The organism is Lentzea sp. NBRC 105346, assembly GCF_030269605.1.
Lineage (GTDB): Bacteria > Actinomycetota > Actinomycetes > Mycobacteriales > Pseudonocardiaceae > Lentzea.
Map to the genome: position 1 here is coordinate 23,826 of NZ_BSTQ01000016.1, position 14,651 is coordinate 38,476.

A 14,651-nucleotide genomic window follows, 5' to 3' on the forward strand; every position below is an offset into this window, starting at 1 on the left:
CAGCTCTTCAGCGGGCTCTCAATCCGTTGCCACGGGTTCGGGGCGTGGACACCATTCCCGCCATGCGCACTCGAGCACTGGCACTGGCGACGAGCGCCGTGCTACTACTGCAACCGGTCGTCGCGGTGCCCGCGGCGGCGCACTCCGACGTCCTGGTGATCGGCCACCGCGGCGCGGCCGGGTACCGCCCCGAGCACACCGTGGCGTCCTACTCGCTGGCGGCCCAGATGGGCGCCGACTACATCGAACCCGACCTCGTGTCCACCAAGGACGGCGTGCTGGTCGCGCGGCACGAGAACGAGCTCAGCACGTCCACCGACGTCGCCGCGCATCCCGAGTTCGCGGGACGCCAGACGACCAAGAACATCGACGGCTGGGACATGACCGGCTGGTTCACCGAGGACTTCACGCTCGCCGAGCTCAAGACCCTGCGCGCGCGGGAGAGCCAGCCCGAGCTGCGGCCGGCCAACACGGCCTACGACGGGCGGTACCAGATCCTGACGTTCCAGGAGGTCATCTCGCTGGCCCAGCGGCTGTCCCGGCAGCTCGGCCGGGAGATCGGCATCTATCCGGAGACCAAGCACCCCTCGTACTTCGCGTCGATCGGGCTGCCGCTGGAGCCCGCGCTGGTGCGGACGTTGAACGTGAACGGCCTGAACCGCCGGGGCGCCAAGGTGTTCGTGCAGTCCTTCGAGTCGGACAACCTCAAGGCGTTGAAGAAGCAGCTGCGCGTGCCGCTGATCCAGCTCGTGTGGGATCCGGCGCAGGTCACCCCGGACAAGCTGCGCGAGATCGCCACCTATGCGTACGGCATCGGGCCGCACGTCACCATGGTGATCAACTGGACCGAGGACGGCTCGTTGGGTGCCTCCACCGGGTTGGTGCGCAACGCGCACCGGGCCGGGCTGGCCGTGCACGCGTACACGTTCGCGGTGGAGAACCAGAATCTGCCGACGAACTACCAGAACCGGTTCACCGCATACCTCAAGGCGTACTACCGGGCGGGGATCGACGGCGCCTTCGCGGACAATCCCGACCTGGCCGTGGCGGCCCGGCGCTAAGACCCGCCTGATACGTGCGGTCTCTAGCGTCGGACGCGTGAAACTGCAGCTGACCCGGTCGCGCGTGGTCGCGCTCGCCGCTGCCGTCGTCGTACTGGGCGGCGCGACAGCGGCGTGGGCGTCCGGCGGCAGCGACCCCCAGGCGAAGTACCGCGTCGAGGACGCCTTCATCGACGTCAACGGCGTGTCCCTCGACACGAGCCTCTACCTCCCCGAGCGCACGCCCGCGCCGGCCGTCCTGCTGGCCCACGGTTTCGGTGGCGACAAGCACAGCACCGAGAAGGACGCCAGGGAACTGGCCGACGCGGGCTTGGTCGTCCTCACCTACTCTGCGCGCGGGTTCGGCGAGAGCAACGGCAAGATCGCGCTGAACGACCCGGCCCTCGAAGTCACGGACGCGAGGCAGCTCGTCGACAAGCTCGCGCAACGCAAGGAAGTCCAGCTCGACGGGCCGAACGACCCGCGCATCGCGGTGTCCGGCGCGTCGTACGGCGGCGGTCTGTCGCTGCTCCTCGCGGGCACGGACCGGCGGATCGACGCGCTCGTCCCGGTGATCACCTACAACTCGCTCGCCGAAGGGTTGCTGCCCAACGGGGTCTTCAAGAGCTCGTGGGGTGGTTTCCTCTACTCGATGGGCGTCAACGAGTCCACAGAGGACGTGTGCGGCCGCTTCACCGCCGAGATCTGCAAGGCGTGGACCGAGGTCGCCACGACCGGCACGATGAGCGAGGAGACGCTGAACCTCCTGCGCCGCATCTCGCCCGCATCGACGAACACGGGTGTCACCGCGCCCACGCTCCTGGTTCAGGGCGAGCAGGACACGTTGTTCGGCCTCGACCACGCCGACGCGAACGCCAAGCAGGTCAAGGGGCCCGTGCAGGTCGTGTGGTTCGCCGGTGGCCACGACGGGGCCTATCCCGACGAGAAGCTGCGCGCCCGGATCATCGGGTGGATCCGATACCGGCTGACCGGGCAGGGCGAGAACCCGTTCGGTGCCTTCGAGTACGACGTGCAGGGCAACATCACGCCCGAAGGGGTGCAGTCCGTCCGCACGGTGCGGGTGCCCGACTACCCCGGAGTGCACGGGAACCCCAGGAAACTCCAGCTCAGCGGCGGCGAGCAGACGATCATCACCCCGCCCGGCGGGCTGCCCGCGGCGATCAGCGGCATGCCGGCGTTGAACAGCAGGCTGGCGCAGACACCGATCTCGTCGCTCTTCGGCATGGACCTGCCCGGCCAGCAGGCGACGTTCACCTCGGAGAAGCTGACCGCCCAGCTGCTGGTGGCAGGCTCCGCGACGATCACGCTCAAGGTCTCCGCGGTCGGGACGCCGGGCGACGGCGTGCTGTTCGTCAAGGTGTACGACAAGGATCCCAACGGCAACCGCACGTTGCCCGGCAACGCCGTCGCGCCGATCAAGCTGCCACCGCTGCCGCAGGACGGCTCACCGATCGAGGTCAGCGTGAACCTCGCCGGGATCGTGCGGCCGATCGAGAACGGGCACGAGCTGCAGATCTCCGTCGCCACGACCGACCAGACCTATCGCACGCCGACGACCCCGGCGACCTACCGCGTCTCCCTCGACAGCGTCGAGGTCCCCGTGGTACCCGGTGTGGCAACGGAGTCGCCGTTCCCCGTCGGGCAGCTGCTCGGCATCGCGGGCGTGCTCGTCCTCGCCCTGGTGCTCGCGTGCATCAGGCGCAGGCGGCGCGAGGACGTCGATCCGAACCTCGAGCACACGCCGTTGGTGATCCAGGGACTGGCCAAGTCGTACAAGGGACTCACCGCGGTCGACGGCCTGTCGTTCCGCGTCGAACGCGGGCAGATCCTCGGCCTGCTCGGGCCGAACGGCGCGGGCAAGACCACGACGTTGCGCATGCTGATGGGCCTGATCACGCCGACGAGCGGCACGATCCGCGTGTTCGGCAGCCTGGTGCGGCCCGGTGCGCCGGTGCTCGGCCGGATCGGATGCTTCGTGGAGAGCGCCGGGTTCCTGCCGCACCTGTCCGGCGCGGAGAACCTGCGGTTGTACTGGGCCGCAACGGGAAGAACGCCCGAAGAGGCGCATCTCGAAGAGGCGCTGGAGATCGCGGGCCTCGGTGACGCCATCAAGCGGCGGGTCAAGACGTACAGCCAGGGCATGCGGCAACGGCTCGCGATCGCGCAGGCCATGCTCGGCCTGCCGGACCTGCTCGTGCTCGACGAACCCGCCAACGGCCTCGACCCGCCCCAGATCCACGCCATGCGCGAGGTTCTCAAGCGATACGCCGCCACCGGCCGCACGGTGCTGGTCTCCAGCCACCTGCTGGCCGAGGTCGAACAGACCTGCACGCACGTCGTCGTCATGCACCGCGGACAGGTCATCGCGTCCGGCACGGTCGACGAGATCGCCTCCGCGGGTGGTGCGACGAGCTTCGCGGTCGACCAGCCGGAACTCACGGCGACGACCCTGCGGCAGCTCGGAGTGTCCGATGTGGACATCGAGGACGACGTGGTGCACGCCGACCTGAACGGCGTGGCGTGCGGGCAGGCGATCGCCGCGCTCGTGACCGCCGGGGTGTCGGTCTCCCGAGCGGGACCGCGGGTCCGGCTCGAGGACGCGTTCCTGCAACTGGTCGGAGAGGGATCATGACCCTGGTGCAAGACCGGACGTTGCGTTTCGGCGTCGAGCTCAAACGCCAGCTCAAACGCAGGCGTACCAAGCTGCTCACGGGACTGACCGCGCTGCTCCCGCTGGTGCTGGTGATCGCGTTCGGGTTCGGCGACGCGCCGGACACCGCGAAGCGCGGCGGCACGTTCGCCGACCTGGCGATGGTGTCGGCGCCGAACTTCGTGGTGTTCGGGTTCTACGTCGCCGGCGCCTACCTGCTACCCGTGGTGGTGGCCGTGTTCTTCGGCGAGACGATCGCGTCGGAGGCCTCGTGGTCGTCGCTGAAGTACCTGCTCGCGATCCCGGTGCCGCGCCGGAGACTGTTGCGGCAGAAGGCCTGCGTCGCGGGCGGGCTGTCGGCGTTCACGCTGCTGTTGTTCCCCGCGTGCGCGTTCCTGGTCGGCGTCATCTGGTACGGCGCGGGTGACGCGACCAGTCCGTCGGGCGACGCGGTGCCGTTCGGGAAGTCCGTGGTGGCCCTGTGCATCGCGTCGGCGTACATCGTCGTGCAGCTGTCGTGGGTGGCCGGGCTGGCGCTGTTGCTGTCGGTGTCGATGGACGCCCCGCTCGGCGCGGTCGGCGGTGCCGTGATGGCGGGTGTGCTGTCGCAGATCCTCGACGCGATCACCGCGCTCGGCGACGCGCGGAAGTTCCTGCCGACGCACTACACGTTCTCGTGGATCGACGTGTTCTCGACGAACGTCGACTGGACGGCCATGGCGAACGGTGTGCTGCTGTCGCTGGGCTACTGCCTGGTCCTCACGACGCTGGCCGTGCGCCGGTTCAACCGCAAGGACATCACCAGCTGAGCGGATGCGGGGCGCGGCGGTGCCACACGAGGCCGCCCGCGTCCCCCTCCTCGGGGCTGGTCACCTCGACCACGCGGCCCAGCAGGATCGTGTGGTCACCGCCGTCGCGGACACCGTCGGGCGCGCAGATGATCCGCAGCCGCACGTCGGTCAGCTCGGGCACGGCGCCGTGCCGAACGTTCTGACCGGCGAACCGGTCGATGGGCTTCGCGAACCGGAAAGCCAATTCCTGCTGACCCGGTTCCAGCACGTGCAGGCAAACCCGCTCGGCCGAAACAACGAAGTCGTGGCTGTAATTCGTGCGGTTCAGGCACACGGCCACCAAAGGCGGTCGCGCCGAGACCGAGCACACGGCGTTGACGGTCAGCCCGATCAAGCCACCGTCCGGTGCGTAGCAGGTGAGCACGGTCAACGGTGCGGCGAGCTGGGCCATCGCGTGCCGGAAAGTGTCGGCGTCCACCGAAGGAATTGATAGCTCCACCCTCGCGACGTTAACGAATCGCCGTATCAGCGAACTCTCAAAGAAATGCGTGAGACCGAGGTGAGAGCGGCCCTGCATAGGGTCGTTTTCGGGAGGTATGCGACATGACGGTCACACATACCGGCTGGTCGTTGTCCGATCAGCTGCCGGAGCGGGTTGTGCCCAGCAGCCTGTACGACTCCGACGGCTGGCTGCGCACCTGGGAGACCAACACCATCGAGCAGCGCACGCGCCTGGCGTACGTGAGCGACGAACGCGGCGACGTGCTGCCCCTCTACGAGATCACCTCGTCGCCGTTCTGGCACGGCTACGAGGTCCAGTGCGACCTGGTGGGCCGCTTCGGCAAGCCGATCGTCTTCGCCGGCTCCACCTATTCCATGTACGGCAAGCGCGGGCCCGTGGCGCACGCGCTCGTGCGCGGCGCGTACGAGACCGCGATGGAGTGGATCGGCGACGGTCCCGCCGACGTCCTCGTCGTGCCCAACCTGACCGACGAAGGCGTCGAGGACTGGCTCGCCGTGGCCGGCGAACCGGTCGGGAAAGTGTTGCTGGAACGCACTTACAGCATCGGTGTGCACGGCACGTTCCGCGACCACCTGTGGCGCAACCTCCCCGAGAAGATCCGCAAGGACGTCGAGCGCCGGCTGCGCCGCTCGTCCGAACGCGGGCTGACCATCCGCATGGTCGAAGGCCAGGAGGCGCACGACCTCGTGCGGTTCGCCTACCCGTTGACCGTCGACACCAGCGACAAGAACGACTGGCCCGCCCTGTTCAGCGAGCAGTCCCTCAACGCCATGCTGGACGTGCCCGGCGCGATGCTCGTCGCCGCCGAGATCGGCACCGAGCTGGTGGGCGCGTTCTTCGCGTTCCGGCACGGCGACGAGGTCACGTTCATGTGCGGCGGCGTGAACTACGCCAGCCTCAAGGAGTACAGCACCTACATCGCACTGATGTACGGCTGCACGCGGTGGGCCTACGAGAACGGCATGCGCCGCATCGAGTGGGGCCGCGACAACTACCGGTTCAAGGAGAAGCACGGCCTGACGGGCACCGACCTGTGGGCACTGGTCTACGCGCCTTCGCCGAGACCCGATCTCGCGAAGGCGTTGCGCGGCATGCACGACGTGCTGTCCGCCTACATCGAGGGTGTGTGAATTGCTTTCTGGTCAAGGGCGTGCGGCGCTGCTGCTCATCGCGGTCATCAGCGTCAACGCCTCCTACACGGTCCTCATCCCGTTCGTGCCCTCGCTGGAGGAGCGGGTGGGTGCGGGGCCGCTCGTCATCGCCCTGATGTTCGCGCTCTTCGCGGCCACCAAAGCACTGTTCCAGCCGGTCGGCGGGTGGTGGGTCGACCGCTGGCGGCCGAACGCCGTGGCGTGCGTGTCACTGCTGCTCGCCGCGGTGGGCATCCTGATCACGGCGTTCGCTTCCGACTCGGTGACGTTGCTCGTGGGCCGTTCGGTGTGGGGCGTGGGCGAGGGTCTGGTTTCGCCCGCGCTGTACGCCGGGATGTCCGCGCTGTGCAAGGTGTACGGCATCTCGACAAGTCGGATGATGGGCAACTTCGGGTCGGCCGCGATCGCGGGCTTCCTGCTCGGGCCGCTGATCGCCGGTGTCGCCACACCACTGGGCCTGGAGTCGTTGTTCCTGATCGGCGCCGTGGTGACCGGCGCGACGGCCTTCGGACTGTTGCGCGCGATCCCTCCGTCCACAGTGGAGACAGTTTCGGAGTCGTCCGCTTCGCCGGGTCCGACGGGTAAGCGGTTCTGGCTCTGGGTGCTGATGCTGGGCGCTTTGGACATGTTCACGTCGATCATCTACTCGGCGCTGGAACCGGTGCTGCCGCTGTACCTCAGCGGCGAGCACGACTCGTCGGCGCGCGGGGTGATCTCGATCGTGTTCGCGGTCGGCCTCGCCACCTCGGGCCTGTCGATGTTCGTGCTCGGCCGGTACGCCGAACAGGTGCGGCTGACGACGATGATCCGGGTCGGCCTCGGCCTCCTCGCGGTCGGCCTGGCGGGAACCGCGATCAGCGCGGGTGTCGTCGCGGTCGCGTCGTGGTTCGTGGTGTTCATGGTCGGGTACGCGGCGCTGTTCCTGAGCGCGCGCCGCGGCGTCGTCGAGCTGAAGTCGGCGGCGGGCAAGGCGTTCGGGGTGTTCGGACTGATCTCCGACGTGGGCAGCGTGGTCGGCCCGATCGTCGGCGTCGTGCTGTACGAGCTGACCGGGCGGCTGTCGTTCGTGCTGCTGGGCGCGGTGTCGGGGCTTCTGCTCGCCGTGCTGGTTTTCGTGGTGGTGCCGCAACGCGATGATTGGAGAGAACATGAGCGCTCCCCCGTACCGACTGTGTGACGCGCACGTCGGCGCACATCCGTCCGCCGTGCGGCTGCTGCCCACGTTCGACGTAGACAAGCTGCTGGCGGACCTCAAGGTCCTGGACAGCCACCAGTGGTCGTTGCAGACGACGTTCGAGACCGATGGCCCGGCCGAGCAGGCGGACTTCGACTGGCGCGCGCTGCCGTTGCGCAGCCCCACGGGCAGCGAACTGCGCACCGACCCCGGCGGCGCGGGCCTGGACGACTTCGCCGACACCAAGTGGAAGGCCGAGGCCCCTTACCTGGCCTCGATCCTCGACTCGATCCCGGCGCCGCTGCGGTGCGTCCGGCTGCTGGCCCTGGGCCCCGGCGCGTGCAGCGAGCTGCACTTCGACACGAAGATCGGCTTCCCGTGGGCGAACCTGCGCCTGCACGTGCCGCTGATCACCAACCCCGGCGCGACCCTGCTGATGGACGGCGACCTGCACGTGTGGGAGCCGGGCACGTTCTGGTTCGGCGACTTCTGCCGCATGCACCAGGTGCAGAACACCGGCACCCGCAAGCGGATCCACATGGTCATCGACACGACGCTGACGCCCGAGCTGCTGTCGCTGTTCCCCAGCTCCTTCCTGGACTCCCTGGACGCGTCGGAGATCCTCTACAACCGTCCGGCGGTTCCGCTCACCGAGTCGTACTCGTGTTCGTTCGAGCTGCCCTTGTCGTTCCTGGACTTCGAGGAGGCCTTCGGCGAGTTCACCAAGCCGCAGCCCCGCGTCCAGGCCACTGTGGACGGTGACGTGCTGTCGGTCGACGGCACACCCCGGTTCCGTCTGGTCCACGTCGGCGACGGCGAGTTCCGCTTCACCGGCTGGACCGACGAACGCACCATCCAGATCACGCCGGGCGCGGTCATCCTGCGAACCCGTGAGGGCACGCGGGAGCAGCGCCTGGACGTCCCGGTATCCGTTCGCGTGTAGCACTTTTCGGGAGGCCACGAATGGACGTCGAGATCACGAACGGCCTGGCCACCGGCCTGGTGACCGTCGACGAGGCACTTCACCTCCGGTCACGTCCCGACGTGGACGTGCTGCGGGTGATCGATCCCCCGGCGTCCTCGTGGCCCCTCCTGCGCGCCGCCGGCTACGCGATCCACCCGTCGTGGATCACGTGGCTGGCGCCCGCGTGCGCGTCCGAGGACGCCTTCCTGGCCCGGCTCACGGGCAAGGAGCGCCGCAGTGTCCGTGCGGGGCAACGGTTCGTCGAGTCCGAGGGCATCTCGCTGAAGGTCGTCACTCCCCTTGATGCCCAGTCGTTCGACGCGTTCCTCTCGTTGTACGAACCCCAAATCGCCTCGATGCGGCACGGAGTTCCTTACGCCGCTATGGAACGCGACGAGATCCTCGACTCGGCCGACTCGTACTTCATGGTGCTGGCCTCGTCGGACTCCCTGGTCGGCGCGTGCGTGTGCCGGCTGCGCCCGGACATCTCGACCGTGGTGCTGCGGTTCTGCTCGACGGCGCCCTCCTCGCGGCAGCAACGACTCGTGCGAGCCATGTACATGCAGGTCTTCCAGACGGCGCGCGAGATGGGGTTCCGCGACATCTCCCTGGGCTCCGACCCGGCCCTGTACGGCCACATGGCCAAGCCGGGCCTGTTCACGTTCAAGAGCGCGCTGTCGTTCACGCCGGTGCCCTCGCGTTCATTGGGAACCATGGACGACCCGGACGAGGCGACCCTGGTGCTCCGCCTGTCCGCGCTGACCGACCCTTCACTGCTGGTGTCGTACGCCCCGGACTCCTCGCTGCGCGCCGACGTGTTCAGCTCGGGCGTTGTAGATCCGCGCGCGTACTCCGCTCCCTTCCTGTCCGACGTGGCCGTCGTTCACCCAGAAGGCGCAATGTTGAAGATTTAACTGACGTTGCGTAACGAGGCAGCTTTCGGTTCCGAAAGGCGGGTTGACGCGGCCAGAGCGCTGGCCGACCGAGGGAGGCTTCGCGTGCGCACTCTGGCCGGATACTGGACTTTCCTGGCGTACCCGCTGTTGATCACCGGTGTACTCGCCCTGATCTTCGGGGCGATACCCATGGCCCTGGCGGCGGGCATATTGCTCCTGATCACCCTCGCAGGCTGGCTGGTCGGCACGCTGCGTAACGCATCCTCTCGCCTCGACCGCATCCTGGCTTCGTCATCGCCGACCAACGTCGACGTCGATGTCGCCAGCTGATCCACCCCGCTATGTGGTGCAGGCCGACAGCATCGACACCGTCACCGTGCATCAGCCTCACCGCACGTGGCCGCTCCTCCTGCTGGCACTGGTCCTCTTCGCCGCGGTCGGCGGAATCTGGGGCTGGCAAACGCTTCAAGCCCCGTCGGTCCCCCTGACGGCGTCGATCAGCTACACCCCGGCCGTCGGCTGGGTGGTGCCCTTCCGCGACGACTCGCCGCTGCCGTACGTCGCGCAACCCTCCAACGGCATTCCCGGCCGTGCCGCGTCGTTGAGCATCACCGTGCACGGCCTGACCGACGAGGCCGTGGTGCTGGAAGGCATCCGCCTGGAAACCGTGGCGCGCCGCGCGCCGACGCCTGGCGCCTTCCTGTGGTCCGGCCGGCTCTGCCCGTGCGACGTCGTGCCGATCCGCATGTTCGCCGCCGACCTGGACGGCCTGGACCCCACCCTGAAGTTCTTCGCCGGTGAGAACAACGAGGCCGACTTCCCGTACAAGGTCACGCGTTCCGCGCCCGAGAAGATCGTCGTCAACGTGGCGACCTACTCCGACGAGTTCGAGTGGCGCCTGCACCTGACATGGTCCTCGGGCACGAAGCAGGGCTCGCTGGTGATCGACGACAACGGCCGCCCGTTCCGCCTCACGGCGATGGAGGGCTCGAAGATCTTCTGCCCGGATCCGAAGCTCAACGACATGAGCAAGCGCACCCAGTGGGTCCGCACGACGAAGGAAACGTGCGACCTGAACAGCTAAGACCGCCACCCCACCCCACCACCCACCCCACCCATCCACACCACAGAATGGGCGGCCGAGCGAAGCGAAGGCCGAAGCGGGGGTCCGGGGGCGCAGCGCCCCGGCTGGGGTCTGGGGGCTCGGCCCCCAGAAGACACGATGGAGCGAAGTGGTCTGTGCTCTCCACAGACACACCTCGCCCATTCGCGGAATGGGCGCGGCAGGGATCGAACCTGCGACCGCTCGGGTGTAAACCGAGTGCTCTCCCGCTGAGCTACACGCCCCAGACGCGCCGGGTGTCCCCGGCGCATCGAATTATGCCTTGAGCGACGAGACGGCCTTCTTCCAGGCGTCCTGATCGCGTGCCTCACCCGGTCCGTTCACCTCAGCGAACCGCACCACACCCTCGGTATCGATGAGGAACGTCCCCCGGTTGGCGAACCCGGGACCGTCGTTGAACACGCCGTAAGCCTGCGCGACGGCACCGTGCGGCCAGAAGTCCGACAGCAGCGGGAACGTGTAGCCCTGCTGCGCCGCCCACGCCTTGAGCGAGAACGGGGTGTCGACGGACACACCGATGACCTGGACGTTCTCGTCCTCGTAGACGGCCAGCTCGTCCCGCACCTGGCAGAGCTCGCCCTGGCAGGTCCCGCTGAACGCGAACGGGTAGAACACCAGCAGCACGTTCTTCGAGCCGCGGAACGACGACAGCGTGACAGGCTGCTTGTTGCCGTCGTTGAGCGTGAAGTCCGGGGCCACCGAACCGACCTCGACCGCCATGAACAAACCCTCCAGCAGATGTCAGCAACGAGCTCCCCACACGAATGGGGGAGCCCGTTACCCACCTTAGAGGACGATCAACGCTTGGCCTTCACGGACTTGGGCCACACGAGACGGACGCCGGCCCAATCGTCGGCGACGCTGATGTTGGACGTCTGTGCGAGACCCGCGGTCGGCACTGCTTCGGCGATGTCACTCGGTTCGACGTGTCCGGGGCGGCCGGTCTTCGGCGTCAGCACCCAGATCACCCCGTCCTCCGACAGGACACCGGTCGCGTCCACGAGAGCGTCGACCAGGTCGCCGTCATCCTCTCGCCACCAGAGCAAGACCACGTTGACGGCTTCGTCGGCCTCCTCGTCGAGCAGATCACTACCGATCTGTTCCTCGACGGCGGCCCTCAACGAGTCATCGACGTCCTCGTCCCAGCCCAGTTCCTGGACGACCATGCCCGGTTCGATCCCGAGCTTCTCGGCGACACCGCCCTTGGCGGCGTCTTCCGCGGCGACCACGGCTTTCACTCCTCCAACTACGCAAGAGCGGCAGCCCACCTCGACTGCCGCCAGTTCTGAGTCTTCGGGGAACAGCGAACACTGCCTGCTACCACCTGCGCAACTGTTGACCACGTGACACGCCGCAAACCGACCCCCGGCGTACGTCCCGAAACCCCCATGGTGCACGCTGCACATACCTCTTATCGCGCGCGCGTGAGCGACACGATCCAGAACTACTGATCGGTAGCGGTGCCGGATTCGCCTCCTTGCGACAACGATGGGGGTGCACAGCACCGCGAAAGACAGTCCGAGGAGACACCTTGAGCCCGCAGAACACCGGCCCCGAACGGGTGCGCGTCATCCGTGACGGCCTCGCCGCCCATCTTCCGGACATCGATCCGGAGGAGACCGCGGAGTGGCTCGAATCGTTCGACGCGGTGTTGAAGGGCGGCGGGCAGCAGCGCGCCCGGTACCTGATGCTCAGACTGCTCGAGAAGGCTCGCGAGAACCAGGTCGGCATGCCCGCGCTGACCAGCACGGACTACGTCAACACGATCCCGACCGAGCGCGAGCCGTGGTTCCCCGGTGACGAGGAGACCGAGCGCCGGTACCGCGCGTGGATCCGGTGGAACGCGGCGATGACCGTGCACCGCGCGCAGCGGCCCGGTGTGGGTGTCGGTGGACACATTTCGACGTATGCGTCGAGCGCGAGCCTTTACGAGGTCGGGTTCAACCACTTCTTCCGCGGCAAGAACCACCCCGGCGGCGGCGACCAGGTGTTCATCCAGGGGCACGCGTCGCCCGGTGTGTACGCCCGCGCGTTCCTCGAGGGACGGCTGAGCGAGCACCAGCTCGACGGGTTCCGCCAGGAGTTCTCGCACGCCGGTCCCGGCGGCGGCCTGCCGTCGTACCCGCACCCGCGGCTGATGCCGGACTTCTGGGAGTTCCCCACGGTGTCCATGGGCATCGGCCCGATGAACGCGATCTACCAGGCGCGGTTCAACCGCTACCTGCAGGCCCGCGGCTTCAAGGACACCTCCGACCAGCACGTCTGGGCGTTCCTCGGCGACGGCGAGATGGACGAGCCCGAGTCGCGTGGTCTGCTGCAGCTCGCGGCCAACGAGCAGCTGGACAACCTGACCTTCGTGGTCAACTGCAACCTGCAGCGCCTCGACGGCCCGGTGCGCGGCAACGGCAAGATCATCCAGGAGCTGGAGTCGTTCTTCCGCGGCGCGGGCTGGAACGTCATCAAGGTCATCTGGGGCCGCGAGTGGGACGCGCTGCTGCACGCGGACCGCGACGGCGCCCTGGTCAACCTGATGAACCAGACGCCGGACGGCGACTACCAGACCTACAAGGCGAACGACGGCGCGTACATCAAGGAGCACTTCTTCGGGCGCGACCCGCGCACCAAGGAGCTCGTGGCGCCGATGACCGACGACGAGGTGTGGAACCTCAAGCGCGGCGGTCACGACTACCGCAAGGTCTACGCGGCGTACAAGGCGGCCACCGAGACGGTCGGCCAGCCGACGGTCATCCTCGCCAAGACCATCAAGGGCTACGCGCTCGGCCCGCACTTCGCGGCCCGCAACGCGACGCACCAGATGAAGAAGATGACCCTGGACGACCTCAAGGGCTTCCGGGACAGCCTGCGCATCCCGTTCACCGACGCGCAGCTCGAGGCGGACCCGTACCTGCCGCCGTACTACCACCCCGGCCAGGACGACCCGGCCATCCAGTACCTGCTGGAGCGCCGCCGCCAGCTCGGCGGGTTCGTGCCGGAGCGCCGCACGAAGTCCAAGGCGCTCGTGCTGCCCGGCGACAAGGTCTACGACGGCATCAAGCGCGGCTCCGGCAAGCAGGAGGTCGCGACGACGATGGCGTTCGTGCGGCTCGTCCGCGACCTCGCGAAGGACCCGGAGATCGGCCCGCGCATCGTGCCGATCATCCCGGACGAGGCGCGCACGTTCGGCATGGACTCCATGTTCCCGACGCAGAAGATCTACAACCCGAACGGCCAGGCCTACACCTCGGTCGACGCCAACCTGATGCTGGCGTACAAGGAGTCCGAGCAGGGCCAGATCCTGCACGAGGGCATCAACGAGGCCGGCTCGACGGCGTCGTTCACTGCGGTCGGCACGTCCTACGCCACGCAGGGCGAGCCGATGATCCCGATCTACATCTTCTACTCGATGTTCGGGTTCCAGCGCACCGGTGACGGCCTGTGGGCGGCGGCGGACCAGATGGCGCGCGGCTTCGTGCTCGGTGCCACCGCGGGCCGCACGACGCTGACCGGTGAGGGCCTGCAGCACGCCGACGGCCACTCGCTGCTGCTGGCGCACACCAACCCGGCCGTCGTCGCGTACGACCCGGCGTGGTCGTTCGAGGTCGCGCACATCGTCAAGGACGGTCTGCGCCGGATGTACGGCGAGAACGCCGAGAACGTCTTCTACTACATCACCGTCTACAACGAACCGTATGTGCAGCCGGCCGAGCCGGAGGGCGTGGACGTCGAGGGCATCCTGCGCGGCCTCTACCGCTACCAGGCCGCCCCCGAGGGTGAGGGCCCGCGGGCGCAGATCCTCGGCTCGGGTGTCGGCATGCCGTGGGCGTTGAAGGCCCAGCAGCTGCTGGCCCAGGACTGGGGCGTCTACGCGGACGTGTGGTCCGCCACGTCGTACTCGGAGCTGCGCCGCGACGCCGTCGACACCGACCGGCACAACCTGCTGCACCCGGACGCCGAGCCGCGCGTGCCGTACGTGACGCAGGTGCTGACCGGCGCCCCCGGCCCGGTCGTGGCGGTGTCGGACTGGATGACGGCCGTGCCGGACCTGATCCGCCCGTACGTGCCGACCGACATGACCACGCTCGGCACCGACGGGTTCGGGTTCTCCGACACGCGTCCGGCGGCCCGGCGGTACTTCCTCGTCGACGCCGAGTCCGTGGTCGTGGCGACGCTGCAGGCACTGGCCAAGCGCGGCGAGATCGACCCGGCCAAGGTCGTCGAGGCGGCACGCAAGTACCGCATCGACGACGTTCAGGCCGCGGGTCCGTCCACCTCGGACGCGGGCCTGGCCTAGTTCACACACCGTCGGGGGCCTATTCGC

13 protein-coding genes and 1 tRNA gene are annotated in these 14,651 nt (G+C 68.2%); 10 read left to right on the plus strand and 4 right to left on the minus strand.

Annotated features, from left to right (window positions below; all coding sequences use genetic code 11):
* The first annotated feature begins 62 nt into the window (after window positions 1-62).
* From QSK35_RS29980 to QSK35_RS29990, 3 genes are read left to right on the plus strand one after another with little or no spacing between them, the layout of a single operon-like run.
* Window positions 63-1,061, plus strand: a complete 999-nt coding sequence (locus tag QSK35_RS29980; RefSeq protein WP_285750916.1) for a glycerophosphodiester phosphodiesterase — start codon at window positions 63-65, stop codon at window positions 1,059-1,061.
* Between the two features lie 37 nt (window positions 1,062-1,098).
* The gene (locus tag QSK35_RS29985; RefSeq protein WP_285750917.1) at window positions 1,099-3,693 is read left to right on the plus strand and encodes an alpha/beta fold hydrolase; all 2,595 of its coding nucleotides are present in this window, start codon (window positions 1,099-1,101) and stop codon (window positions 3,691-3,693) included.
* On the plus strand, window positions 3,690-4,520 hold the full coding sequence (locus QSK35_RS29990) for an ABC transporter permease (protein WP_285750918.1): 831 nt from the start codon (window positions 3,690-3,692) through the stop codon (window positions 4,518-4,520). Before QSK35_RS29985 ends, QSK35_RS29990 begins: the two co-directional genes overlap by 4 nt.
* Here the strand turns inward: QSK35_RS29990 and QSK35_RS29995 are convergent.
* Window positions 4,510-4,980: a flavin reductase family protein gene (locus tag QSK35_RS29995; RefSeq protein ID WP_285750919.1), complete on the minus strand. Its 471-nt coding sequence runs from the start codon at window positions 4,978-4,980 to the stop codon at window positions 4,510-4,512. The two genes, QSK35_RS29990 and QSK35_RS29995, sit on opposite strands and share 11 nt — an antisense overlap.
* A 125-nt stretch (window positions 4,981-5,105) precedes the next feature.
* Between QSK35_RS29995 and QSK35_RS30000 the strand changes: the two genes are divergently transcribed.
* The 6 genes from QSK35_RS30000 (at window position 5,106) to QSK35_RS30025 (ending at window position 10,294) form a co-directional block, all read left to right on the plus strand.
* Complete coding sequence (locus QSK35_RS30000) at window positions 5,106-6,155, plus strand: GNAT family N-acetyltransferase (protein WP_285750920.1); 1,050 nt, start codon at window positions 5,106-5,108, stop codon at window positions 6,153-6,155.
* 1 nt (window position 6,156) lies between these two features.
* Window positions 6,157-7,353, plus strand: coding sequence for an MFS transporter (locus QSK35_RS30005; RefSeq protein WP_285750921.1), 1,197 nt, complete (start codon window positions 6,157-6,159; stop codon window positions 7,351-7,353).
* Window positions 7,325-8,293 carry an aspartyl/asparaginyl beta-hydroxylase domain-containing protein gene (locus tag QSK35_RS30010; RefSeq protein ID WP_285750922.1) on the plus strand — a complete coding sequence of 323 codons (969 nt, stop codon included), beginning with the start codon at window positions 7,325-7,327 and terminating at the stop codon, window positions 8,291-8,293. Before QSK35_RS30005 ends, QSK35_RS30010 begins: the two co-directional genes overlap by 29 nt.
* A 20-nt stretch (window positions 8,294-8,313) precedes the next feature.
* Window positions 8,314-9,228: a GNAT family N-acetyltransferase gene (locus tag QSK35_RS30015; protein ID WP_285750923.1), complete on the plus strand. Its 915-nt coding sequence runs from the start codon at window positions 8,314-8,316 to the stop codon at window positions 9,226-9,228.
* A gap of 84 nt (window positions 9,229-9,312) precedes the next feature.
* The gene (locus QSK35_RS30020; protein ID WP_285750924.1) at window positions 9,313-9,540 is read left to right on the plus strand and encodes a hypothetical protein; all 228 of its coding nucleotides are present in this window, start codon (window positions 9,313-9,315) and stop codon (window positions 9,538-9,540) included.
* Complete coding sequence (locus tag QSK35_RS30025) at window positions 9,527-10,294, plus strand: hypothetical protein (protein WP_285750925.1); 768 nt, start codon at window positions 9,527-9,529, stop codon at window positions 10,292-10,294. Before QSK35_RS30020 ends, QSK35_RS30025 begins: the two co-directional genes overlap by 14 nt.
* A gap of 191 nt (window positions 10,295-10,485) precedes the next feature.
* On the opposite strand, the gene QSK35_RS30030 is transcribed toward QSK35_RS30025, so the two are convergent.
* From QSK35_RS30030 to QSK35_RS30040, 3 genes are all read right to left on the minus strand, one after another.
* Window positions 10,486-10,557: transfer RNA gene (locus QSK35_RS30030), tRNA-Val, on the minus strand.
* Between the two features lie 31 nt (window positions 10,558-10,588).
* Window positions 10,589-11,053 (minus strand): peroxiredoxin, encoded by a 465-nt coding sequence (locus QSK35_RS30035; protein WP_285750926.1) that lies wholly within the window; start codon window positions 11,051-11,053, stop codon window positions 10,589-10,591.
* 77 nt (window positions 11,054-11,130) lie between these two features.
* The gene (locus QSK35_RS30040; RefSeq protein WP_285750927.1) at window positions 11,131-11,562 is read right to left on the minus strand and encodes a DUF3052 domain-containing protein; all 432 of its coding nucleotides are present in this window, start codon (window positions 11,560-11,562) and stop codon (window positions 11,131-11,133) included.
* Between the two features lie 302 nt (window positions 11,563-11,864).
* Here QSK35_RS30040 and aceE point away from each other — a divergent pair, with 302 nt between their 5' ends.
* Window positions 11,865-14,624 (plus strand): pyruvate dehydrogenase (acetyl-transferring), homodimeric type, encoded by a 2,760-nt coding sequence (gene aceE, locus QSK35_RS30045; RefSeq protein ID WP_285750928.1) that lies wholly within the window; start codon window positions 11,865-11,867, stop codon window positions 14,622-14,624.
* The last annotated feature ends 27 nt before the right edge of the window (window positions 14,625-14,651 follow it).